This is a genomic window from Cardinium endosymbiont cBtQ1 of Bemisia tabaci (assembly GCF_000689375.1).
Taxonomy (GTDB): domain Bacteria; phylum Bacteroidota; class Bacteroidia; order Cytophagales; family Amoebophilaceae; genus Cardinium.
This window is the reverse complement of the sequence record NZ_CBQZ010000001.1, coordinates 15,042-39,585: the sequence shown is the minus strand read 5'-3', so window position 1 is coordinate 39,585 and position 24,544 is coordinate 15,042. Positions and strand designations below refer to the sequence as shown.

Here is a 24,544-nt window from a genome sequence, read left to right as displayed (position 1 = left end):
TACAATGACATAATATAATATTATATTATAGACCTATAATATAAAACTTTACAAAAATACCAATTTGTCCAGAGCATGGTCTTTTTATGCTAACTAACGGATACTAGGTGCAAGGGTGAAATGATATTCGAAAGAACTTTTAGCATTACGTATATCTTTTACAGGATCTAACCTATAGCCAAAATCCAAGCCAAGCATTGGTATAAGAGGTATAGGCAAGATAAGGCGTATGCCACCACCTATAGATTTTCTCATATTATATAGGTTGAACTCTTTATAGTTTAACCAACTATCTCCTATTTCCACAAACCCCAATAGATAGCAACAAATAGGTGCCAACGCAACTGGGTAACGCAACTCTGAAACAAGTTTATTAAATAAAACACCCCCTTTTATCTTTCTTGTATAGTCTTCTGGTGTAAGACTCTCATCTGGATAACCACGTAACGTAACAAAATTAGTACCCAATAATTTTATCGGCGTACTTGATGTACCGCCCAAATAAAATCGCTCAAAAGGTCCTATCTCTTTCCTAGACAAGCTGTGTAAAAAGCCAACATGGCCACGAAAATGCAAGACACAATTACCAAACAAACGTTTAAAGTAATAGCCATCCATTATAAACTTTCCAAATTCTTTAAGCTGTGGTATAGCTGTTGCTGCAGAGGACGTACAACCCAACAAAGTATAGGGAGGTGTTAAGGTCAGAAAGTTAGACCAGGAAGCTCCACTAGTAGGATAGTTTGGATTATTGATACTACAATACTGCAAGGCAAAATCTAATGTAAAATCATATACGGGTCCTGATCTTTTTGTCCGATCTTGTAATAATGGATAGGATGCATACCTATGGTAGTGGTAGTCCACTCCCCAATGAATTTCCCAATATTTAGCAAACTTTTTACCTAGACCTACTCGGCTACCGATTGAGTAAATTGTAGATTTTTTATCTTGTTTTCCAACTGGGAATATATTTAATCCTACCCAATCGTCCAATGCATTATTTCCAATATACAAAGCGTTTTGAAAGGCACTATTGAAGCTTATAGAAAATATATAAGGGTGGGCTTTTAACCAAAGCCAAGGTTCTTGAAAAGAAAAGGTGAAATTTTTGTAATCTTTACCATTCATCTGAGCGGTTAAATGCAACTCCTGCGCACCACCTATGGGTATTTTACCTCTAAAGAGGTTTGTTAAAGAAACATTATTAGAACCAAGCTCAAGCCCGGCCATAATACCTTGACCACTACTGCAATTGAGTTTAATATCAAACTGGGGCTGTTCTTCTACTGAATAGATAAGATCCACTCTACTTTCTGTTTGATTTGGCTGTATATCTGGATTTAATTTTTCATGCTTAAATAATCTTAACATGGCCAAGTTACGTATGGAAGCTCGAACAAGTCCTTCATTGTATTTCTCTCCAGGTAAGGTGAGTAATTCACGGCGAATAACGTAATCATGGGTTAATGTATTACCTATAATATCTACTTGACGGATGGTAAACTGTTTACCTTCTTGAATTCTAATTTCCAGATCTACCTGATTGTCTTCTAGACTAGTTTCAACAACTTCTGCAGAGAAATTAAAATATCCATTATTGGCATATAAATCACGAATGGTTGGGGCTGTAATACCAGGGGTAAATCGGCTGGTAATATAGACCGGATCATAGATTCTTCCTTCCTGCAGATTTAACCACTTATCTAGTACTTGATCACTATAAACATAATTACCTACCCATTTGATATGACGGATGGTATATTGCTTTCCTTCATTAATTTTTAAATAAATATTTAACTTTCCACCTCTAGAAGGTTTCAAACATTCTGCTGCAATATGTACGTCTCGAAATCCTTTTGACTGATAGAAAAGGATCAAATTCTCTTTAGATTTTAAATATTTTTCTTCTGTGAAAACAGAAGGGAAAAAAGAAACATGACTAAACAAATAACGCTTCACTTCATCTATGGTCTTAGGCAACTGCAACAGTAACCCGCCTTTACGAATCGGTGCAAGGGTGATGCTTTTTTTTAAAATATCCTGGACCAGTGTAAAATGGGGTGCTTCTTTTAACGCTTTAATATTATAAAGTAAGAGATCGGTATCTAAATGGTTGTTTCCTTCAAGCGTGATTTTATGAACTGTACTTTTTTTACCTTTATGTATCTTAATTTTTAAGGTAATTTTTTGATCCATTGTTTGGGAAGGAATCAATTCTGTAGAGAGCTGCACATCCCTGAAGCCTTTTTCCAAAAAAAAATTTTTAATCTTAGCAATTGTTTTTTGAAGAAAAAGTGGAGACAATGCAACATGACGATCTATGGCAACGCTTTCAAGCAGGACTTTCCGGTCCTTTTGGGTTAACCCTTCTAACAGATAGTTGACCAATTGAGGATGCTCTTCTACACGAATAACAAAAGTTGCTAAATGATTAATCTGGTCCACTTCAGATAAATAGATCGCAACAGATTTGATACCATCATGTTTGGCGATTTTTCGAATAGAACGACGAATTTGTTGAGAAGATGAATCAATTATTGCGCCCTCTTGTAAACCAGAAAGTGCAATCAATAAGTCAGTATCTACAAAAAGATTGCCTTCTACCTGAATTTTGCGTACGGCGTAAACATTTGCATCAAGGATGGGCTGTGCCCATCCTATATGTACGTAGCACAGGATAAATAAGCCGCACAACCGCTTAATTTTTTTCATATTTGTAGCAAGCATAATAAATAAAATAAATGTTCTGTCTTCCGTTGAAGATTCAAAAAAATAGAGCTTACCAAGAAATAACTTTTTCCGAATATAGGAAATTATTAATGGTATGGCATAGAAAAATGTACTATAGTTATATAATCAACATAGAATCGCCATATAGAAAAAATCGATAAGCTTCTTTGATTGCTTCGGCATACGCATCTAAAATTAATTCTTCTCCTCCAAAAGCAGCTACACTGACCAAAGAAATAGAAGAAGAAAGATGAAAGGTAGTCAATAATGCATTGCAAACTTTAAAAGAATAAGAAGGTAAAATAAACTTATTGGTCCAGTCACTGGCCGGTTTTATTTGACAAGCAACTGAAACAGAAGACTCCATAGCTCTTAACACCGAAGTCCCCACGGCACAAACTTTTTTTTGATGCTGCAAGCTGTGGTTTACCACCGTTGCCGTTTCTGGGGTGATCGTAAAACGCTCAGAAGAGGCCCTTACCTTGGTTAAATCTTCCATATCAATAGTACTGAGTTCACCTAAACCAATGTGCAATGTAACCGGCACAACAGAAATATTCTGTAAAGCTAAATATTTCAATAGATAAGGAGTAAAATGCAATCCAGCAGCTGGCAATACGATACTACCTATATTTTGGGAAAATATAGTCTGATAATATTCCCTATCTTCTGGCTTCGAAGAACGCCCTATTTGAGGAGGTAAAGGCATATGGCCAATTTGATTGATCAGTGCATAAAATTCTTCTTCTGTACGCTCAAACAACAATTTAAGGGTGCGACCTCTTGAAGTCGTATTATCTATAATTTCAGCCACTAACTCACCATTTCCAAAATAAATTTTATTCCCTATGCGAATTTTACGTGCTGGTTCTACAATCGTATCCCACAAACCATGTTCATCATTCAATTTTCGTAATAAAAGTACTTCTACTTGTGCATTTGTTTTTTCTTTATAACCATAAAGCTTACAAGGTAACACTTTAGAATCATTGACCACCAAAGTATCCCCTTCACTAAAATAAGCAGGCAGATCTTTAAAGGTTTTATGCTCTATTTTGCCACTACTCTTGTGAACAACCATTAAACGGGCATCTTCCTTTGCCTCGATTGGATACTGTGCAATGCTATGCGCTGGCAGGTCAAATTTAAAATTTGATAGTTTCATAGTATGTATATAATTTAAAAAAGTTATATTCCTTTTGTAGGCTGCTTTGGGCAAATGCGCCTAGTTGTCCATTTACAATCATTACCTATGCTAGCTATTTAACTATACTTAGCACGTATCGTTAAAATAAAAAACAAAGATCAAGGAAAACAAAGTTATTATGAAGATAGATTGGATCATTTGAATCTTTTTTATACATCACACCAGGTACATCCCAACAATAACTTAATCCTACAACAAGGCTATTGGTCAAACTAAAATCATACTTTACGCCACCACCTAAAAGAATAAAACAGCCTAAGGGCCGTTGGATCAAAAAAGCAACTTTACCTGAATCGGATGGTACAGTGGATCTTCTAGGTAGATTTATAGAGGGTATGAGCCCTAGCTTGCAATAGATGCTGGTATCAATCATTACCTCACTGGTATAAAATCTACATAGAAAAGGTACCCACACATAACGTAAGGCATAAGCGCCATCGTCTATAGAGGATACCGATGCACTAGGCGCACGAGTCCATTCCACATGGCTTAAAACATAGGAAATACCTACACTAAGGCTAACGTACTCCTGTAGCACAAAGTGATAGGCACCACCAAATTGTAGCCCTAGATGCCCTTTAGTACAAGGGGACGGTTTCACATACATTCTATTGGTAACGTAAGAAGGAGAGCATTCAGCACTAAAACGGCCAGGTAATGCCATGGCACTACTAAGACCCATTGAAAAATACAAAGCTAAAATTACCATCCTCCTCATAGGGAACTAAATTACAGCTATTTTATGGTAAAAATAAATTTATAATTATTTAATTATATTGAGTTTTTATTTTTCACTTTTTAGTATAATCTCTCCTCCCTAGAATGGACTATTAGGAAAAAACTCCAAATGATACATAAAACACGACCAGATCATGGAATAATAAAGTCATCACTTAAAAAAGTCTTTAAGCAAACTATTTTCTATATTTATTTAGCATCCATAATGCCTGTATAAGATTAGGACCAACCAATGATTTATAGCCTATGCCGACAAAAAACATGGCACAAGCGTTTGGTCAATACGCAGAAATAGTTGCTGCAGATTACTTAGTAAAAAAAGGCTTTAAGATACTGGCGCAAAATTTTCGTTACAAACGCTTTGAAATAGATCTTATTGTTAAAAAAGACGAATTGATTGTTTTTGTCGAGGTAAAAGCACGTAAGAATAACTTATTTGGCCATCCAGAAGATTTTGTTAACCGAAAAAAAATGCGTGCCCTACGCTTAGCTGCTACACACTACTTACGTACCCAAAATAGCCAACAGGCCATACGTTTCGATATTATAGCGATACTAGGTAGTCAAGAACAAGTTAGCGAGATTGTACATTTGGAAGATGGTTTCTATTGAAACTATATTAAAACAATTATTGAAGCCAAAAACATTTTTATGCTACGTTTTATTTGTTTGTAAAATGTAACTGCCAGATAGCTGACTAGGCACTTTACAGCTTATTATTATTTTGATGACTTCATTTGTATCTTTAACGACTCAAACAGATCAAACGCCATCATCAGCTGTTGCATGGCGATCTGCTGCCCAATATGCTGCAGCCTTATTACATAGAGGAGGCGTCATTGCGTTACCCACTGATACGGTTTACGGATTGGCTTGCTTGGCCCAAAATAAGCAAGCGTTAAAAAAATTATTTCAAATCAAAGAACGTAGAAAAGATAAGCCGATTGCGCTTTGTGTAGGAGCTGTTCAAGAAATCGCTAAATATGGTAAAGTAGACCTAAAGATTATACCTATACTAAATAGTTTACTTCCTGGACCGGTTACGCTGCTTTTTGAAGCAGGACCATCTATGGATAAAGATGGAATCGCTAACAACCATTTAGTAGCCATTCGCATACCAGATCACCCGTTTACCATGCAAGTTGCCCAACTTTGTAATGGAGCAATTGCATTAACCAGTGCCAATAAAAGTAGAGAACCGAGCTGTCTAAAAGTAGAAGAATTTAAGCCACTTTGGTCCGATTTAGATGCAGTTTTTGATGGAGGTAGATTGGGTACGATAGATCCGATGAGGTTAGGTTCTACCATTGTAGACCTCTCTATTGAAGCATCCTTTAAAATTATAAGAAATGGATGTGCATTGAATAAGGTAAAAAAGATCCTAGCCATCCTTCAGCCATTTAACGATAATGGCTATCCAGTAGCCCAACGTATTCAGGCAATATTTGGCAAATAGCTTATTATATACTAAATTAGTTTGGTCTATCTGGTTACCAGATCTAGTGTACAAAACAGCTATTTTTTGCGCATGTGGTGAAATAGGTATACACGCCATCTTGAGGGGGTGGTGCTTTCGGGCATGGGGGTTCGAATCCCCCTTTGCGCACAAAAAAATTAAAATTAACCAGGTAAAGTCAGGTAAAGTCTAACCTTTCATGGGCTCGAATATGGTTTTACAGACATCATTAGGGGTGGTTAGCTCAGATGGTTTAGAGCATTCCGTTGACATCGGAAAGGTCGTTGGTTCAAATCCAATGCCACCTACAACAAGTAAAATATGCCAAGTAACTGCTATTTCGAAGACCCTTTCTAAGTGCTAAGTATTTAAATAAAGTGACCATTGCGTACCCAGAAAAGATTTCTAGATCATTTCGAAAATAGATATCAACTGATTATTCGAAATGTTGAAAATTTTGCGGAGTATATAACGCCTTCTTTCAGCTACGTAACCTTGATGACAATATTTTTATCATGGTTATGTATAAGTTTTGGTCTGAGCCTATGGCTGGCTAAAACTGTTTTAGCTAGGTGGATGAACCCCATCTATATAGAAACAGAAAATCAAAAAAAAATACTTTATTTAGCAAATACGGTAGAGGCCCTAGAGCAACAAATTAGTGCTCAAACTAAATTTATTGCAACGCTTCAAAAGATCATTCAAGGGAAATCTAAATCTTCACTCCCTTTTTCATCTCCTACTACTATTCGAAAATCAATAGAAGAAGACACTAAAGTGGCCTCTTCTGTAGCCATATCTACCAACCAAGAAAATACTATTCAGAATAGATCTCTTTTATTATTTCCCCCCATCAATGGAATGATTACAAAACCATTTCATAGCGCAGGTAACCATTACGGAGTCGATATTGTGGCAAAAGAAAAAGATCCTATTAAAGCCATATCAACTGGTATTGTAATTTTTTCCGATTGGTCCGTGGATACAGGATGGGTTATTGTCATTCAGCATTACAATAATGTTGTTTCAATCTGTAAGCATTGTGCTATTTTATTTAAAAAAGTTGGTAACTTGGTCAGAGCAGGTGATGTAGTGGCGCTTATGGGTAATTCTGGAGAAATCTCCACGGGGGCCCATCTACATTTTGAGCTTTGGAGCGAAGGTGTTGCATTAAATCCAGAAGACTATATTAATACCTAAAGGAATGTTCAATAACAAAATAAAACAGACAAACCCTGTAGCAATTAGTAACATTATAGGACAAGGTTCCCATTTAGAAGGCAATATACAGACTACAGGTAACTTGCGCATAGAGGGTAAGGTAACAGGTGGTATCAAGGCAAAAGCAAAAGTCGTTTTGAGCCATACTGCCCAGATAGAAGGCAATATTGTGGCACAAAATGCTGAAATCGGTGGGGAGGTAAAAGGAAGCATAGAAGTTATAGAATTACTTGTACTCAAGTCAACTGCAATGGTATGGGGTGATATCGTTACTAGCAAACTAGTCTTTGAAGAAGGGGCTTGTTTTGATGGAAAATGTAAAATGGGCAAGGAGCATAAGCCCCCCCCTCTAGCCGCTTCTACTAAAGCGCCTCTATCTTCTAAAACAGGTGAATCTATTAAGAACCACCCAGAAAAGTTAAAATCATCTAACCCTTCTAATCCATTTATAAAATAAATATGCATATAGAGCCAAAAATACGAGGATACATATGCACTACGGCTCATCCGGAAGGCTGTATCCAAAATGTACAGCAACAAATCCAATATGTATCCAATCAGCCTTCGATTGCATCAGGCCCTAAAAAAGTATTAATTATAGGTGCTTCTACGGGTTATGGGTTAGCCAGTAGAATAGTAGCAGCTTTTGGTGCCAAAGCGCAAACTATAGGTGTTTTTCTTGAGCGAACAGCTGATGACAAGCGTACTGCGTCTGCTGGTTGGTACCATACAGCGGCTTTTGAGCAAGCTGCAAACCAAGCAGGAATTTATGCTAAAAGTATTAATGGTGATGCTTTTTCAGATGCCATAAAACAAGAAACCATTGCTTTAATCAAAGAAGATTGGGGTGGTGAAGTAGATTTAGTAATCTACAGCCTTGCATCTCCCCGCCGTACCCATCCCCAAACGGGTATATCTTTTAAATCCTGTTTAAAACCTATTGGGGAGCCTTATCGCAACCAAACGATCGATATAATAAGCGGCCATCTCTCAGATGCTTGCATTGAGCCTGCAACCCCCAAAGAAGTGGCTGATACGGTTGCAGTAATGGGAGGTGAAGACTGGATGATGTGGATAGAAGCTTTACTGGCAGAAAAACTATTAGCTAAAAGGGTACAAACAATCGCTTACTCTTACATAGGACCTAAGCTAACCCATAGAATCTATGCAAAAGGAACAATTGGAATGGCAAAAAAAGATTTAGTAGCAACAAGCAAAATGCTACAATATCAGCTTCGTTCTATAGATGGGCAGGCATTCATTGCTGTGAGTAAAGCAGTAGTCACACAAGGTAGTATAGCTATACCAGTAGTACCGCTTTATATTGCATTGCTCTACAAGGTTATGAAAGAAAAACAATTACATGAGGGGTGTATAGAACAAATGTACAGGTTATATGCAGATCGCTTGTATAGAACAGACCAGAAAGTATTGGTAGATGCGCAAGGGCTGATTCGTATAGATGATTGGGAGATGCGGGAAGATGTGCAAGAAGCAGTTGCTGCACTTTGGTCAAAGATAGACGAAGGAAATCTAACTACTGTTACAGACTGGGTAGGATGCCGTCATGAATTTTATAAGTTATTTGGTTTTGAAGTAGAAGGGGTTGATTACAGCCTACCTCAGATGGCAGCACTTCCCATACCTTCTTTAGATTTACCTATATAAATCTTTAGGATAGTAAAGCATAGTCAGATGGGTCTACGGACGCTATCCACCTTTACTGGTACTTAAGACCAAGAAAAGCCCATTCCTTACTACATCGACAAACCCCACAACATTCTTTCTTGGCACTTAAATATTTTTAAAGTGCTTTTTAATTTTATACTACATGCAATGAATGCAACTAATGAAAAAGGCGAATTTTGGCTTACTACACCATTAGAGCAAATGACTCCAACGCAATGGGAGTCTTTATGTGATGGATGTGGTAAATGTTGCTTGCTTAAAATAAAAGAAGCAGAAACAGAAGAGGTGCGTACTACAAAGATTTGTTGTCGGCTACTTAATACCCGAACTTGTCAATGTTCCAACTACCGAGAACGATTTCGCTATGTAGATGATTGTATCAAATTAAATCCTACCAATATAAAGACCATTACTTGGCTACCCAAAAGTTGTGCCTATCGCCTTGTTAAAGAAAAAAAAGCATTACCTGATTGGCATCCTTTAATGACCAAAGATCCACAATCTACAATTAAAAGTGGTCATTCCGTTAAAAGCTTTGTGGTACATCCCGCATTGGTCAATAAGCCAATTACAAACTATTTATTAGAAGAACCCATCCACTAATATCGGTCGTTTACAAGTAGTGTGCAGTTCGTAGAGGTTGTTACACTAAAAATGAAGGTACCCTGGATACAAACAATTTATTTTATTAATTAATAAATTGGCAGGGCTATATATAAAAAAAGTGCGCTTCAGCGAATAACAACTGTAGCGCACAAAAAAAATAAAAGATGGCAACTACCTACTCTCCCGCGTATTATCGAAGTACCATCGGCGCTGCTGGGCTTAACTGCTCTGTTCGGAATGGGAAGAGGTGCACACCAGCGCTTTCGTCACCTTTATTTTTAATTTTTAGCAAAGCATTATATTCATTACTTATTTATATACCTTGACAAGGTAATTGACTACTGTAAAAGCAAAATCAAGAAGAAAAACAAGAAACATTCGGGTAATTAGTATTGCTCAGCTTTGTCATTTCTGACTTTACACCTGCAACCTATCAAGGTCATCATCTTTAACCACCCTTATTGAAGTCTCATCTTGAGGCGAGTTTCGTGCTTAGATGCTTTCAGCACTTATCTCTTATAAACGTAGCTACTCAGCAGTGCAACTGACGTCACAACTGATACACCAGAGGTTTACCCAACCCGGTCCTCTCGTACTAAGGTCAGCCCCTCTCAAACTTCTAACGCCCGCAATAGATAGAAACCGAACTGTCTCACGACGTTCTGAACCCAGCTCGCGTGCCACTTTAATGGGCGAACAGCCCAACCCTTGGAACATGCTTCAGCTCCAGGTTGTGACGAGCCGACATCGAGGTGCCAAACCTCCCCGTCGATAAGAGCTCTTGGGGGAGATCAGCCTGTTATCCCCAGAGTACCTTTTATCCTTTTAGCGATGGCCCTTCCATTCGGAACCACCGGATCACTATATCCGTCTTTCGACTCTGCTCGACTTGTTTGTCTCACAGTCAAGCACCCTTATGCTATTGCACTCTACGTACGATTACCATCCGTACTGAGGGTACCTTTGAAAGCCTCCGTTACTTTTTAGGAGGCGACCGTCCCAGTCAAACTACCCACCAAACACTGTTTTCTTTTTCAGAAGAATTAGATAACACATAAATAAAGGGTGGTATTTCAACGGCGGATACTTGCGTATCCTCCCACCTATTCTACACATTATTTACATATTATCAATGTTAAGCTATAGTAAAGGTTCATGGGGTCTTTTCGTCCCATTGCGGGTAGACGGTATCTTCACCGCCACTCCAATTTCACCGAGCTCGTGGCTGAGACAGTGCCCAGATCGTTACACCATTCGTGCAGGTCGGAACTTACCCGACAAGGAATTTCGCTACCTTAGGACCGTCAAGGTTACGGCCGCCGTTTACTGGGGCTTCTATTTAGAGCTTCAATTTTGCAACTTGACTCCTCCTATTAACCTTCCAGCACCGGGCAGGTATCAGACCTTATACTTCATCTTTCGATTTTGCAAAGTCCTGTGTTTTTGGTAAACAGTCGCCTGGGCCTTTTCACTGCGGCCTATTGTCCCCTAAAAAAAGAGAACAATGAGGCACCCTTTCTCCCGAAGTTACAGGGATATTTTGCCGAGTTCCTTGGCCACGAATCACTCGAACACCTTAGGATATTCTCCTCAACTACCTGTGTTGGTTTGCGGTACGGTTAGCTAACACTTAAAACGATTAGAGGCTTTTCTTGGAAACATGATTAGGGTCATTATCTACGCTCCCGGAGGATTGCAGTACTATCACTTTCGACAAGTATGGTGGATTTGCCTGCCACACCTATATCTACGGGCTTTAACCTTCTAAATTCGTCAGAAGGCAGACCTTTCACTTTTTCGTCCCCCCTTCTCTTGTTGCTAGCTAGTATCGGAATATTAACCGATTTTCCATTACTTACGCCTTTTGGCTTCAGCTTAGGGACCGACTAACCCATGGATGACAACCATCGCCATGGAAACCTTAGTCTTACGGTGTAATGGTTTCTCACCATTATTTTGGTTACTCATGCCTACATTTTCTTTTCTAATCAATCCACTAAGCATTACTACTTAGCTTCAGCTTTATTAGAATGCTCTCCTACCCCTTACTGCCCAAAGCAGCAAGGCCATAGCTTCGGTAATATACTTAATGCCCGTTTATCATCGACGCTTTGTCGCTCGATCAGTGAGCTGTTACGCACTCTTCAAATGAATGGCTGCTTCCAAGCCAACATCCTGACTGTCTAAGCAACTAAACCTTCTTAGTTCAACTTAGTATATATTTGGGGACCTTAGCTGATGGTCTGGGTTCTTTCCCTCTCGGACTAGGACCTTAACGCCCTAGCCCTCACTCCTAAGCAAAACTGATAGTATTCGGAGTTCGTCTGGACACGGTAGGTTACCCCCCTAGTCCTATCGGTAGCTCTACCCCTATCAGTATAAGCTTAAGGCTGTTCCTAAAAACATTTCGGAGAGTACGAGCTATCTGCCAGTTTGATTAGCCTTTCACTCCTACCCACAGCTCATCCAAGGACGTTACAATATCCACTGGTTCGGTCCTCCACGTTGCTTTACCAACGCTTCAACCTGGCCATGGGTAGATCACTGGCTTTCGCGTCTAACTCCTCTGACTTAACGCCCTATTCAGACTCGCTTTCGCTTCGGCTTTTCCTTTCAAAAGAATTTACCTTGCCAGAAAAGATTAACTCATAGGCTCATTATACAAAAGGCACGCCGTCATTAAAAAAAACTCCGACTGCTTGTAAGCGTATGGTTTCAGGAACTATTTCACTCCCTTATTCAGGGTACTTTTCACCTTTCCCTCACGGTACTTGTTCACTATCGGTCTCTTAGGAGTATTTAGCCTTACCGGATGGTGCCGGCAGATTTAGTCAGCCTTTCACCAGGACTGACCTACTCAGGATACTAACCAAACCAATATCGATTACCTTGACAGGGCTTTCACCTTCTATGGCTTACTTTTCCAAGTAATTTAAGTTGTTGATATTGAATTGCATTGCTAGTCCTACAACCCCATAACAGCAAAGACTGCTATGGTTTGGGCTAATCCACGTTCGCTCACCACTACTTATGGAATCACTATTTGTTTTCTTTTCCTCTGGATACTTAGATGTTTCAGTTCTCCAGGTTTGCTTCTTTTAATAATAAAAGATACCCTATCTAAATTATAGGGTGGGTTGCCCCATTCAGAAATTTGCGGATCAAATCGTACAACCAATCCCCGCAACTTATCGCAGTTTATCACGTCTTTCATCGCCTCTAAGAGCCAAGGCATCCTCCATACGCCCTTATTTATTTCTTACTCGCTCTTGAAATGGAGATACGCTAAATTTCTTTTTTAGAAATTTAGTCTACCTTATTTTGCTTTTACAATAAGTCAAAGAACATTTTTCAAGGAAGACGCATTTTTATTTTGTATTTCTGCACTTTTAATGCTTTTAACACTTTTAATATTTGACTGCGTCAACCCGTAATACAAAGGTATAACTTTTATTTAAATCCGCAAATATTTTTTTCAAATAAAACATATTTTTAGATAGTGTCGTCATGAAATATTTTGTATATTAGGTTTGTAGTTCGTATTAACGTCAGTTTTGGATTAGAAATTAAGAAAAGAGTATAAAAAGCTCCTTTGTGTTTTAAATTTGTGGGATTGAAAAATAATCATAAAAACCAAAGGAGCCGGATATGAATGTATCAAAATTAGTTGAAATATATGGACCACTAAGCTATTACAATAGTAAAAATTGGTCCGGCCATAAAAGCAAATGCTTTTTTTAGACAGACGCAAGAGAGCCCAATTTTATTTACAAACTTTTTCAAAGTTGAAAACTAGCTGTGGCTAAGCCATTCATGCCGTAATCTTAAGCCCTGTATTTGCAATGCAGGGTATGTTAACTTCCATTAATTCTACTTAATATTTTGAATATCGGACTTGGATAAACCAGTAACACGTATAATCTTTTCTAATGAATCTCCTTCCTGTAGCATAGATTTAGCGATTTCCATCTTCCCTTCTTGTCTCCCTTCTTGTCTAGCTTCTTGTCTAGCTTTTTTTTCATATAGTCCTCTACAGCCTGATTATCCATAATACGCTTAATCTCTTTCTCATAGGTCCTTAATTCTTCTTCTGACCAGTTAAAACGATTTAACGCTTCATACGCACGTTGGATCACTAAATCTGAATCTATTATTTTACGTACGTCTTCTTCGCTAGTAGAGGAGGCATATTTAAAAAAGTAACACCACTTCTCTACCATTGTCGATAGTTCTTCTATAGATTTAATCTTAAATTTGGGTAATTCTATAAAGGTGAAAGAAAAATCTTTTAGATAGTGTCGTCATGAAATATTTTGTATATTAGGTTTGTAGTTCGTATTAACGTCAGTTTTGGATTAGAAATTAAGAAAAGAGTATAAAAAGCTCCTTTGTGTTTTAAATTTGTGGGATTGAAAAATAATCATAAAAACCAAAGGAGCCGGATATGAATGTATCAAAATTAGTTGAAATATATTACGCTGTTGATGAATTTCTTATAAAATTTATGCCTTATATGGAATCACATTTGTTACCTACTTCAGATAGAAAACCTACTAGAACATGTTCACTGACTTTGAGCGAAATAATGACAATATTAATTGCTTTTCATGTAATTGGCTTTAGAAATTTTAAGTTGTATTATATTCATTTACAACAATTTCATTCTAATGACTTTTGCAAGTTAGTAAGCTATAGTAGATTTATATCCCTAGTTCAAAGAACAGTAGTTCCATTTTACTTTTTTTCTCAAAGTCTTTCTAAAACGAGAACAGGCTGTTATTTTATGGATTCAACCGCTATAAAGGTTTGTAATATAAAAAGAGCTTATGCTCATAAAGTATTTAAGACAATTGCTAGTAAAGGTAAAACTACTACTGGATGGTTTTACGGAATCAAATTAAACTTGATTGTCAATGATTTAGGAGAAATTATGAATTTTTCTCTTACTACAGGTAAGTCCAATGATAGATGGCCAGTAGAAAACTTATGTAAAAATTTGATCGGAAAAGTATTTGCTGATAAAGGCTACTTGAGTAAAGAATTATTTGAAAAACTTATGGGAAAAGGCATAGAACTGATTACTCAAATCAGAAAAAATATGAAAAATGCTTTCATGCCTATCTGGGATAGGCTAATGCTTCGAAAGAGATCTATCATTGAAACCATTATCGATCAGCTTAAAAATATTAGTCAGATAGAACACTCCAGGCATAGAAGTATACCTAATTTTATTGTCAATTTAATAGCTGGTATTACAGCTTATTCACTAAAAGAGAAAAAACCGGCTATAGATAATATATATACAACTGGTTTACAATAAGTCTAATCCGAAACTCACGTTATTATATTTTTAGATTAATAAGATCAATTATATTCCTAAGATGTCTAAATGGATTCACCGTCATGATATTTCAGACAAAGTATGGTCTATTTTATCACCTCTACTTCCAGGTCAACAAGGAGGTTGGGGAGCTGTTGCCAAAGATAATAGGCTGTTTATTAATGCAGTATTTTGGATTTTACGTACAGGATCTCCTTGGCGTGATCTTCCATCTAGCTATGGGGATTGGAAAAACACCCATCGTAGATTTTCTCGCTGGAGAGATAATGGTATATGGGAAAGGATCTTAGAGAGACTAATTAATAATCCTGATTTTAAATGGCTTATGATTGATTCTACTTATATAAAAGTACATATGCATGGAACGGGTGCGAAAGGAGGAAACCAATTTATGAGTCGAACAAAAGGGGGCTTAATACGAAGCTACATTTGGCCGTGGATGCGTCTGGTATGCCGGTCAGAGCTATTATCACAGAAGGTACCAGAGCTGATTGTAGCCAATCTACATATCTTATTGAAGGGATAACTCCAAAGCATTTGTTAGCAGACCGCGCCTATGATACCGATAAAATCATTAAATATGCTAGAGAAAAAGGTATTGTTCCTGTTATCCCTCCCAAAAAAAACAGAAAAATAAAGCGTGATTTTGACAAAAATCTATATAAATTCCGACATCTTGTTGAAAATATGTTTCTCAAAATTAAGCAATGGAGAGGAATCTCCACTAGGTAGTCGGCCCTGAAATACCATATAATTATTTGTTAATCAGCAAATAAATGGTTAAAATTTATATATGGTTAATAACCAGTTTTTAGGTTGTTTTGTATAAAAAGCTTGCAAAATAAGGATGAAATCTAAGAAAATAAATAATAGCCTTGAGCGTTTGTTTGAGCAACGCTTATCTAGTTTTCTCAACCCGAAACATCCATTATTCCAGTTATCTGATTCGATTCCTTTTCACTCCTTAGCATCAGATTTAGACCGCGGTTTTAGCTATGGACCTGGTCAACCTCCTTTGCCTATTCGTTTAATTATAGGTCTTCTCATTATCAGTCATATGTATAATATTTCTGATGAACAAGTAGTGGTTAGATGGGTAGAAAACCCTTATTGGCAATACTTTTGTGGATATGATTATTTTCAGTTTAAGATGCCTTGTAACCCCAGTTCATTGACCCGTTGGCGCCATAGATTAGGTCAAGAAGGTCTCAGTATTTTATCTATGACTATAGTACTTAGCGACTAAAAAAAAAGTACTGACCCGAAAAGAACTTGAAAAAGTTATAGCTGATACTACTGTAATGGAGAAAAATATCCGTTACCCAACTGACTCTTCTTTGCTTAATAAATCCAGAGAAAAATTGGTCAGTATAGCCAAGAAAACAGGTATTAAACTGCGTCAAACTTATCAGCGTTTAGGTCTATCTATCAAACGTAAAGTTGATTGCTATGCTCATGCTAAACAGTATAAACGTTTATCTAAAGGCATTAAAACATTAAAAACCTATCTTGGTAGAGTAGTCAGAGATGTAGAACGTTCTATACAATCCTCTGATGATCTAATACGGAATCAATTTACCAATCTACTATCTATAAGTAAAAAACTTATAAACCAATAAAAAAAAAGTAAAGATAAAATTTATAGCATCCATGAACCATCCGTCTACTGTGTAAGTAAAGGTAAGTCTAAACATCCTTATGAGTTTGGTTGCAAGGTACAATTTACAGTAACGCATAAAAAAGGTTTAATTGTTTCAACAGAAGCAATACATCCTAATGCTTACGATGGCCATACTTTGCAGAAGAGTTTATTACAAGCCGAGCAATTATCTGGTACCAAAGTAAAGTATGCTTTTGTAGATAAAGCCTACCGGGGTAATAATATACCTGTTAGTGAATGTAATATATTTATAAGTGGTTCTAAAAGGGGAATAACGCCTGCTCTAAAAAAAGCTATAAAAAGAAGATCTTCTATTGAACCGCATATTGGTCATATGAAATCCGATGGTAAATTATCTGTTAACTATTTGAAAGGTATTCTAGGAGATAAACTTAACGTTATTTTATGTGCTATTGCTCATAACCTACGACTGATTACAAGAAAGTTATTCTTAACACACTCACAATCACATAAATTAAAACCTATATAATTAAAATTACTTAATCCAAAACCAGTTATACCTATATCTTGGGTAGGAAAAATAGAGCGCCTGCTAAACCATAAATATTGTAAAAAAAGAATCCATTCAATAAATTTAATTCAAAAATAATATTTCAGGGCCGACTAGGTATGCAAAAAACACAGCATCATTCTTGGCAGCTGTCCAAATTAGATGTATCCATCTATGGGCTAACTTCTTATGACGACACTATATAAATCTCTTTCATATTTTTTAGAATCTAAAATAACGTGATTAGATACATAATCTTTTTTTTCAGGAAAAATAATGTAATCCGTAATAGCTATAAATATAACTGATTTGATATCTTGGTATCTAGCACCTACCTCTTGACCTGAATTGAGCTGACCGCAATAGGCTTTAGAGGCATAATACTGCGCTCTTTTTTCAAAGCCTTTTTGAGGAGCTACTTGCATTTGTACAATGATTTGCTTCCCATACTGGTCAGTGCATAATACATCTACGATACTCTCTTTTTTACATGCAATATCTGGATCTTGAATAGTAGATAAGAAGGTAACCTTTTCTATCTTTTCTGATTTTTTTAGATCCAATACATCATTGATAAAGTGAATAAGAATATCTTTATGTTTTTCACTACCAAATATTTTACGAAAGGCTACATCGTTCTTGGGATTTAGAAATTTTGAGGTCACCATAAGGATACACTAGGGCTATTAATAATAAAATTCAACATAATAACTTTTTAGATTCTGACGAACCGATATGATGATAATAGAATCCTATTTTTGCCATATCTTCTCAAGAATACTAAAAATAATGAGTTTATAGTATTTTATTTTTTAAGACAAGTAGACGCATCTAGTTTCAGAATGTGGGATCTTATTCAGGCCTAGATAATAAATCTATGGCTTAAATCGAAACCGTAATTTTATATTCATTCGCTCCCGCTAGTCCATCTATACAATTTTAACAATCGTAAGATTAAGTATCAACTAATACAACAGAAAATTACAATAAACTATCTATAGCAACGGTCTCCAAATCAAAAACACGATACTATATCTAGATTATACGGAAATAAAATTCTTGTTTTTTTATCCTAATTTTTCTGTCCACTATATTTTCTTAGGCGATATATCTTTCATTAGTTTGGACCAGTGTAGGGTACTTCTGATCATTATTGCTGGTAGATGGAACGCTATAAAGGGATTCATCTTCCGTTAGAAGACTGCACATTGATTGGGTTAATGGTGAAATCATGCTATCTGGATATACGCTCGGCCTATATTCTTTATTAATTTTACCAAAGAATAGTTGCGTTATTTCATTTGTTGCGTTTTTATTTTTTCTTGCTTCATACGCAGTTTTTCCATCTTTATTCTTAATTTTTAAAATTTTCTCCAATCGTTTGTTATGCTGCTCAAGAGGTTTTAGTAAAGAGATGGCAAAATTATCATGCCCCTTTTTAAGTGCTATATGCAAAGCCGTTTCTTGATAATTATTTTGCGTGGATATAATCTCTTTCAATGCTTTTGAATCTTCCTGAAAAGGTTTGAGTAAGGAAGTGACAAACTCTTCATCCCCTTTTTCAGCTGCTATATGCAAAATAGTTTTTTTATCGTTGTGCTGAGTTTGTATAATTTTTTTCAATTGTTCCTTATGTTGCTCAAGAGGTTTTAGTAAAGAGATGGCAAAATTATCATGCCCCTTTTTAAGTGCTATATGCAAAGCCGTTTCTTGGTTATTGTTAAGCGTTTTTATAATTTTTTTTAATTCTTTTGGATTTTTCTCAAAAGGTTTTAGTAGAGTGACTACACTGTTATAATTGTCTTCATTAGCTGCCATATGCATAGGAGTGTTTCCGTACTGGTCACCCTTTTTTATCCACTTCTTCAGTGTGCCTAGATCTTGCTCAAAAGGTTTTACCAAAGTAGCGATAATATCGCAATCGCCTTTATAAACGGCTATATGTAAAACAGTTTCTCTACAATTGTTCTGAATGCTTATGAGGTTCTTCAATTTTTCCGGATGGGGCTTAAAGAATTTTAGTAAAGAATCAATAAAAATTAAATTGCTTTTTGCAGCGGCAATATGCAAAGCCGTATATCCATTACTGTCCTTAATCTCTAGCAGTTTTCTTAGTTCTTCTGGATCGTTCTCAAAAGGTTTTAGTAAGCAACTTATAACTTTATCATTGTTTTCAGCTGCTGTATGTAAAACAGTATGACGATTTCTATACTGTATTTCCAGCAGTTTAATTAATTTTTCCGGCTCATTATCAAAATGTTTTAGTAAAGCATCTATAAAAACTGTATAACGATTCCTAATAGCAATATGTAAAGCCGTATCTCCATTATTGTTCTGTATTTCCAATAGTTTTTTTAGTTCTTCTAGATCTTTTTTTAAAGGTTCTAGTAAATAATTAAGAAAAGGTAAATCGTTATGCATAACGGCAATATGAAAAGCCGTTTCTCCATATTTATTTCGTATTTTCATTAATTTTTCCGGTTTATTATCAAAAGGTTTTAGTAAGGTATTTACACAAGCACTATCACCATTTCTAACAGCAATATGCAAAGCAGTACTTCCACTCTTATTCTGTATTTCGATTAATTTTTTTAGTTCTTCTGGATCATTATCAAAAGGTTTTAGTAAGGTATTTACACAAACACTATCACCATTTCTAACAGCAATATGCAAAGCAGTACTTCCACTCTTATTCTGTATTTCGATTAATTTTTCTAGTTCTTCTGGATCATTATCAAAAGGTTTTAGTAAGGTATTTACACAAGCACTATCACCATTTCTAACAGCAATATGCAAAGCAGTACTTCCACCCTTATTCTGTATTTCCAGAAGTTTTTTTAGTTCTTCTGGATTATTATCAAAAGGTTTTAGTAAGGTATTTACACAAGCACTATCACCATTTCTAACAGCAATATGCAAAGCAGTACTTCCATTCTTATTCTGTATTTCCAGAAGTTTTTTTAGTTCTTCTGGATCTTTATTAAAAGGCTCTAGTAAATAACAAACAAAATCGAAATGTTTATACATAACGGCAATATGCAAAGCAGTATTTTCATTGTTGTCAAGCTTGTTTATAAAGCTTACATCATTCTGAATGCTGTTCAACAAAAAATGAGCAATATGTATATTGCCTTCTTCTGCTGCTACGTGTAATGGGGTTTCTTCCTCAAATATTTTTTTATTCTTTCCTTGATTGTATTCTAAGATGTACAATTTGTTAATCATTTTGCCCGATCCTTGCAAAGTTGTTTGAGTTAGCTGTTTATTTGCTAATTTTTCATTTATAAAAGAGCGAACACTTTTATAATTTATATCTATTAAGAAAGACGTTAACAATAGTTCCCATTTAATTAGATTCGGCGTATTACTCTTTTTTATTATCAAATTTGTACACCATTCAGATAAAAAATATTCACCTAAGATTGGATGTATAAATGCTAAGCCGTTTTGATCAGATTTAACCAATCCAGTAGCTAGAACCATGTCTGGATTGTCTTTTTCTATATTTGATTGTAAAGAATGGACTAAGTTTTTAGCTAATTTCTTAGAAAATTTGTTGGCATCAGATTTGAAGTTATTTTTTTGTGTATCCTCTATAATCCCTACTTTTTTAAAATAAGTCTCATATTTGCCATCAATAAAGTTTGCATAGATCTCTAATCTATTTTTACCTATATAACTCAAATCCGGCTCACTATTCTCCCTTACCCAGTTCTTAAATGATGTTATACAATCTTTTCTTACAATATGACCTTTTGCGTTTTTTTCTTCTTTTGAACCGGTCAGCAGTACATGCAAATGAAATGGGATACTTATAAACGATTGATCACCTTGAAAGGTAGATTGTACCTTGTTTATAAAGGCCTTACTATATTTCTCGATTTTACTGTCGTCAATTTTACCATCCCCAGAAATATTTAACGCATCTTTACTGCACACTAGATTTAGACGATTTGTTAGATATTTTTTTACAAAATCTTTCTGTGCATCATCATCTAATGGCTTAAAGGTTACCGCAAATGTGCATAAAGCATCTTCTAATGTTTTTTGATACTGCAAAGAAGTTGTAACCCAAAACGTAATATACGTCTTGTTTTTTAAATGGTTTAGTAAGGCAATAACTTTATTCCTACCTGATGCATCTGTTACTTTATCAAAACCATCGAAAACAATTAACAAAGGTGTTTTATAATTTTTTGCTGCCTCTAAAGTGAATTTTAACAAATCTTGGGCAATATTATATTTCAAATCTTTATTAATTGCCGATAAAAAATCAGCAATATTGATAGCATTGGCATTAATATTTTTAATGGCTTCTAAATGGTTTTGAAGCTTTATGTTAATGACCCAATTGCAGATACCTTTTCTTGATAAGCTATTTAGACCATATTTTAATTGATATAATTTGGTTAAGGTAGTTGATTTACCCCTACCTGAATCAGCAGCAATGATTAGGACACGTCTATCTTGTATAACGTCCAAAAGTTGGCTTTCTCCATATGAGTTTTTATATTCTTTTTTATCAACGTAATCAAATAAACTGTCTAAGCTGCCCTTGGAATTACGCCAAATAATTTGCTTATTATTTTCATTGCCTTCTACTTCAAGCCAGTGTGCTGTATCAGAAAAATTATCAAAAATTTTTCTTGATTCTTGTAGATCTTGCTTGACAAAAATTTTATCTTCATTAAATATACTAGGTTCTACCCCAAGTAATTTTCCAAGTGCATCGTAATCATTATCAATTATACCACTAAATATAAATTTATCTTCTGTCCCTTGTGTGAGTGTTCTACATACACCGTATATCATTTTAGCCTTGTTATTAATTATAACTTTGTTAAAGTTTCTATCGGTGTAAAAATTAGGATTATAAATCTTTTGTAGGATCATGCATTGCGATCCATTCCACTTTATCCAATATATTTTCTTATATGTATGCTTATCACATAATTCCTTAAACGTTTTTTCTGTAAATGGACTATTTACTAACTGTATGTCTTTATTTTTAGATAATATACAGTAGGGACGGGTAACAATGGCTATGTGATTATAGATAGCTTGTCTTTCAGACTGTTCTAACGCATTGAGGAATAGATTCTTCGCATTATCTTCATTGTCGGTATCTATACCACTAATGATATAAATTGCTTTTTCTTGATTATAAAAAAGATTGGTATACAACGTTTCTGTATTCACTGCTTCAAATAGTTCAGTATATGCGCCTTCTAAATCACTAATGTTTAATGGCTTACTATTTATGTTGGTCAAACTACTGTAAGGGTAATTAATCAATTGTTGACTTATTGAACGGCAAGACTCGTTAAGTACATTAGGAAAGGGACCAATAGCTGTTAACTTTTCTAGGTTAGTTTGTGTTTGACTTAAACAAAAATTCTCTTTTAAAAGATTATTGTTGGAATGGGATTTTTTTGGCTTAGTAGTATCTTTTATATCTGATACTGGACCCAGTTGTATTTGTGCAGCGGCGCATCGGTTAGCTTCTGCCTTGTCCATTTTTCTAGAAAGGCGATTATTGTTTTTAGTTGTATCTTCTCTTAAAGTCGGTTTGTTTTTTTTAGAATCATTCATTTTTTTTTGGGTTTTTAGTAATTTTTAGCTTGGTTGCTCTTTTACTATTTTTAATACCCATTTTTATACTAGGTGTCCTTAGAAGACATTCAACCATACCACTATAACTGGTCAGCATAGCTATATAGCGTAAGGTGCTTCCATTATAACTGTTGATATATGCGCTTTCATCTGTAGCCTGTTCCACCTTATTCAATCTATCATATGTGCCTGGCTTTATCTTCAAAGATAAAGCCTTAAAAAATGTTCTCATTGACTCCATCTTATGCTCTATTTACTAACCAGAAATTAACCGCATTATGCATTTGAATACAGCGATTGGTTATTAAAAAAGTTTTACAAAGCTCCTTTGCGTTTTAAATCTGTAGCTCTATCTTTTCACCAAATCCGCCAAGGAACTTACTTTTAATCTATTAAAATTAATCGGAATATATTACCATGTAGACTACTGTATAATACCCATATCTAAAAAACAGATGAAAATCAATTTTATAAGAACATTAAATCAATATAATATTTATTATGAGTAAGATAATAATCTTATTGTTTTTAATTTTCATTTAGAAAAATTTTTATTACTAACCTGAACTCTGGATTAGGGTTATTGTAGATCAGCCACACATATATTAGTTATAAAGGCTCTGTCGCTCGCTGCTTAAATACAAAAAATTTAGACATTTTTTTCAAGAGACTTTTGAGGACGAAAAGAATAGTTTAAGGTTGTAATAAATAGGCTTTTATAAAGCCATCAATGGCACCATCTAGCACATTTTCTACATCTTTTCGTTCATATCCTGTTCGGTTGTCCCTAATAACCTTATAAGGATGTAGTACATAGCTCCTAATTTGAGCGCCAAATTCAATTTTTTTTTTGCTGCGTTCTATTTGTTGTTGTTTCGCTCTTCTTTTTTCTAGTTCTTGCTGATAGAGCTTAGATTTAAGCAGTTGCAAAGCTTTATCTCTATTTTGTAGCTGAGAGCGCTCTTGTTGGCATTCTACTATTGTTCCAGTTGGTATATGCTTTACACGAACGGCTGTTTCTACTTTATTAACATTTTGCCCACCAGCTCCACCAGATCGAAAGGTATCCCAATTTAGATCAGCAGGATTTATTTCAATTCTTATCGAATCATCAATAACAGGGGCTGCATATACGGAAGCAAAGGAGGTATGTCTTTTACCGGCCGCATCAAAGGGAGAAAGACGTACCAGTCGATGAATACCCACTTCTGCTTTGATGTACCCATAAGCATAAGAACCGATTACTTCCAACGTAACGGCCTTTATACCAGCATTATCCCCTGGCTGGTAATGAATTACTTTAACGGTATAGCCCTGTTTGGCTGCCCACATGGTGTACATACGTACCAACATATGGGCCCAATCTTGGCTTTCTGTGCCACCTGCACCTGGCTTTATATCTATGATGGCATTTAAATGATCCTCTTCTCCAGCCAACATTTTTTTTAATTCAACGGCTTCTAATAAAGTAACAAGCCCAGATGCTACAAGGGAGAGCTCTTCTTGAGCCATTGTATCTTCTTCAAATAAAGATTCTAATAAAAGCAGCTCATCCCATTGGGTCTGTAAGGTATTGAATTGATCAATGGTTTCTTTTAAAGTCTTGATTTTTTGGATAATTTGTTGCGCTTCGGATGGGTTTGACCAAAATAAAGGGGAAGCAACTGCTGCTTCTAAACACTGTAATTGCCTGTTTTTATCAGCATAGTCAAAGAAAGTCCCTTAAGGCCTCTATTCTTTCTGCTAGGTGGGCGTACTTGGTTTTCATA

15 protein-coding genes, 2 tRNA genes, 2 rRNA genes and 3 pseudogenes are annotated in these 24,544 nt (G+C 35.7%); 12 read left to right on the top strand and 10 right to left on the bottom strand.

What is annotated here, in order from left to right; translation table 11 throughout:
• Positions 1–93: 93 nt before the first annotated feature.
• The 3 genes from CHV_RS00185 to CHV_RS00175 form a co-directional block, all read right to left on the bottom strand.
• The gene (locus tag CHV_RS00185; RefSeq protein WP_034576266.1) at positions 94–2,715 is read right to left on the bottom strand and encodes a BamA/OMP85 family outer membrane protein; all 2,622 of its coding nucleotides are present in this window, start codon (positions 2,713–2,715) and stop codon (positions 94–96) included.
• 136 nt (positions 2,716–2,851) lie between these two features.
• Positions 2,852–3,898 carry a tRNA preQ1(34) S-adenosylmethionine ribosyltransferase-isomerase QueA gene (gene queA, locus CHV_RS00180; protein WP_034577009.1) on the bottom strand — a complete coding sequence of 349 codons (1,047 nt, stop codon included), beginning with the start codon at positions 3,896–3,898 and terminating at the stop codon, positions 2,852–2,854.
• A gap of 121 nt (positions 3,899–4,019) precedes the next feature.
• Positions 4,020–4,604, bottom strand: coding sequence for a hypothetical protein (locus tag CHV_RS00175; protein ID WP_130721352.1), 585 nt, complete (start codon positions 4,602–4,604; stop codon positions 4,020–4,022).
• A gap of 320 nt (positions 4,605–4,924) precedes the next feature.
• Between CHV_RS00175 and CHV_RS00170 the strand changes: the two genes are divergently transcribed.
• The 8 genes from CHV_RS00170 to CHV_RS00135 all read left to right on the top strand — a co-directional run bounded on the left by CHV_RS00170 (position 4,925) and on the right by CHV_RS00135 (position 9,647).
• A complete protein-coding gene (locus CHV_RS00170) occupies positions 4,925–5,290 on the top strand; it encodes a YraN family protein (RefSeq protein WP_084303065.1) in 366 nt (121 codons plus the stop codon).
• Between the two features lie 115 nt (positions 5,291–5,405).
• The gene (locus CHV_RS00165; protein ID WP_034576262.1) at positions 5,406–6,134 is read left to right on the top strand and encodes an L-threonylcarbamoyladenylate synthase; all 729 of its coding nucleotides are present in this window, start codon (positions 5,406–5,408) and stop codon (positions 6,132–6,134) included.
• A gap of 68 nt (positions 6,135–6,202) precedes the next feature.
• Positions 6,203–6,284 (top strand) — tRNA-Leu (locus CHV_RS00160).
• 83 nt (positions 6,285–6,367) lie between these two features.
• Positions 6,368–6,442, top strand: a tRNA-Val gene (locus CHV_RS00155).
• Between the two features lie 268 nt (positions 6,443–6,710).
• Positions 6,711–7,334 (top strand): M23 family metallopeptidase, encoded by a 624-nt coding sequence (locus CHV_RS04610; RefSeq protein ID WP_165393829.1) that lies wholly within the window; start codon positions 6,711–6,713, stop codon positions 7,332–7,334.
• A gap of 4 nt (positions 7,335–7,338) precedes the next feature.
• Complete coding sequence (locus CHV_RS00145) at positions 7,339–7,812, top strand: bactofilin family protein (RefSeq protein WP_084303064.1); 474 nt, start codon at positions 7,339–7,341, stop codon at positions 7,810–7,812.
• Between the two features lie 2 nt (positions 7,813–7,814).
• Positions 7,815–9,023 carry an enoyl-ACP reductase FabV gene (gene fabV, locus CHV_RS00140; protein WP_034576260.1) on the top strand — a complete coding sequence of 403 codons (1,209 nt, stop codon included), beginning with the start codon at positions 7,815–7,817 and terminating at the stop codon, positions 9,021–9,023.
• 168 nt (positions 9,024–9,191) lie between these two features.
• Entirely contained in the window at positions 9,192–9,647 is a 456-nt protein-coding gene (locus CHV_RS00135) for a YcgN family cysteine cluster protein (RefSeq protein ID WP_034576259.1), read from the top strand.
• Between the two features lie 165 nt (positions 9,648–9,812).
• Here the strand turns inward: CHV_RS00135 and rrf are convergent.
• From rrf to CHV_RS00120, 3 genes are all read right to left on the bottom strand, one after another.
• Positions 9,813–9,924, bottom strand: a 5S ribosomal RNA gene (rrf, locus tag CHV_RS00130).
• A gap of 92 nt (positions 9,925–10,016) precedes the next feature.
• Positions 10,017–12,912, bottom strand: a 23S ribosomal RNA gene (locus CHV_RS00125).
• 664 nt (positions 12,913–13,576) lie between these two features.
• Positions 13,577–13,888, bottom strand: coding sequence for an Rpn family recombination-promoting nuclease/putative transposase (locus tag CHV_RS00120; RefSeq protein ID WP_255346407.1), 312 nt, complete (start codon positions 13,886–13,888; stop codon positions 13,577–13,579).
• Positions 13,889–14,094: 206 nt separating this feature from the next.
• Here CHV_RS00120 and CHV_RS00115 point away from each other — a divergent pair, with 206 nt between their 5' ends.
• From CHV_RS00115 to CHV_RS05810, 4 genes and pseudogenes are all read left to right on the top strand, one after another.
• Complete coding sequence (locus CHV_RS00115) at positions 14,095–14,970, top strand: IS982-like element ISCca4 family transposase (RefSeq protein ID WP_034576256.1); 876 nt, start codon at positions 14,095–14,097, stop codon at positions 14,968–14,970.
• Between the two features lie 61 nt (positions 14,971–15,031).
• A pseudogene (locus CHV_RS00110) lies at positions 15,032–15,720 on the top strand (IS5 family transposase); the annotation flags it as partial.
• A gap of 118 nt (positions 15,721–15,838) precedes the next feature.
• Positions 15,839–17,261 (top strand): annotated as a pseudogene (locus CHV_RS05075) (IS5 family transposase).
• 13 nt (positions 17,262–17,274) lie between these two features.
• Positions 17,275–17,355: pseudogene (locus tag CHV_RS05810) on the top strand (IS5/IS1182 family transposase); the annotation flags it as partial.
• Here the strand turns inward: CHV_RS05810 and CHV_RS00095 are convergent.
• The 4 genes from CHV_RS00095 to prfB all read right to left on the bottom strand — a co-directional run bounded on the left by CHV_RS00095 (position 17,342) and on the right by prfB (position 24,543).
• Entirely contained in the window at positions 17,342–17,830 is a 489-nt protein-coding gene (locus CHV_RS00095; RefSeq protein WP_223245650.1) for an Rpn family recombination-promoting nuclease/putative transposase, read from the bottom strand. The pseudogene CHV_RS05810 and the gene CHV_RS00095 overlap by 14 nt on opposite strands.
• Positions 17,831–18,260: 430 nt before the next feature.
• Positions 18,261–22,754: an ankyrin repeat domain-containing protein gene (locus CHV_RS00090; RefSeq protein ID WP_034576254.1), complete on the bottom strand. Its 4,494-nt coding sequence runs from the start codon at positions 22,752–22,754 to the stop codon at positions 18,261–18,263.
• Positions 22,747–23,007 carry a hypothetical protein gene (locus tag CHV_RS00085; RefSeq protein ID WP_034576251.1) on the bottom strand — a complete coding sequence of 87 codons (261 nt, stop codon included), beginning with the start codon at positions 23,005–23,007 and terminating at the stop codon, positions 22,747–22,749. Before CHV_RS00085 ends, CHV_RS00090 begins: the two co-directional genes overlap by 8 nt.
• A gap of 461 nt (positions 23,008–23,468) precedes the next feature.
• A protein-coding gene (gene prfB / locus CHV_RS00080) for a peptide chain release factor 2 (protein WP_223245649.1) occupies positions 23,469–24,543 on the bottom strand; the annotation gives its coding sequence in 2 pieces (ribosomal slippage) (positions 23,469–24,485 and positions 24,487–24,543; 1,074 coding nt in all).
• Position 24,544: the final 1 nt, after the last annotated feature.

Bases quoted from the DNA above. Each gene is read 5' to 3' on its own strand.
- CHV_RS00185 (WP_034576266.1), bottom strand. From the start codon at position 2,715: ATGAAAAAAATTAAGCGGTTGTGCGGCTTATTTATCCTGTGCTACGTA.
- queA (WP_034577009.1), bottom strand. From the start codon at position 3,898: ATGAAACTATCAAATTTTAAATTTGACCTGCCAGCGCATAGCATTGCA.
- CHV_RS00175 (WP_130721352.1), bottom strand. From the start codon at position 4,604: ATGGCATTACCTGGCCGTTTTAGTGCTGAATGCTCTCCTTCTTACGTT.
- CHV_RS00170 (WP_084303065.1), top strand. From the start codon at position 4,925: ATGCCGACAAAAAACATGGCACAAGCGTTTGGTCAATACGCAGAAATA.
- CHV_RS00165 (WP_034576262.1), top strand. From the start codon at position 5,406: ATGACTTCATTTGTATCTTTAACGACTCAAACAGATCAAACGCCATCA.
- CHV_RS04610 (WP_165393829.1), top strand. From the start codon at position 6,711: ATGAACCCCATCTATATAGAAACAGAAAATCAAAAAAAAATACTTTAT.
- CHV_RS00145 (WP_084303064.1), top strand. From the start codon at position 7,339: ATGTTCAATAACAAAATAAAACAGACAAACCCTGTAGCAATTAGTAAC.
- fabV (WP_034576260.1), top strand. From the start codon at position 7,815: ATGCATATAGAGCCAAAAATACGAGGATACATATGCACTACGGCTCAT.
- CHV_RS00135 (WP_034576259.1), top strand. From the start codon at position 9,192: ATGAATGCAACTAATGAAAAAGGCGAATTTTGGCTTACTACACCATTA.
- CHV_RS00115 (WP_034576256.1), top strand. From the start codon at position 14,095: ATGAATGTATCAAAATTAGTTGAAATATATTACGCTGTTGATGAATTT.
- CHV_RS00095 (WP_223245650.1), bottom strand. From the start codon at position 17,830: ATGGTGACCTCAAAATTTCTAAATCCCAAGAACGATGTAGCCTTTCGT.
- CHV_RS00090 (WP_034576254.1), bottom strand. From the start codon at position 22,754: ATGAATGATTCTAAAAAAAACAAACCGACTTTAAGAGAAGATACAACT.
- CHV_RS00085 (WP_034576251.1), bottom strand. From the start codon at position 23,007: ATGAGAACATTTTTTAAGGCTTTATCTTTGAAGATAAAGCCAGGCACA.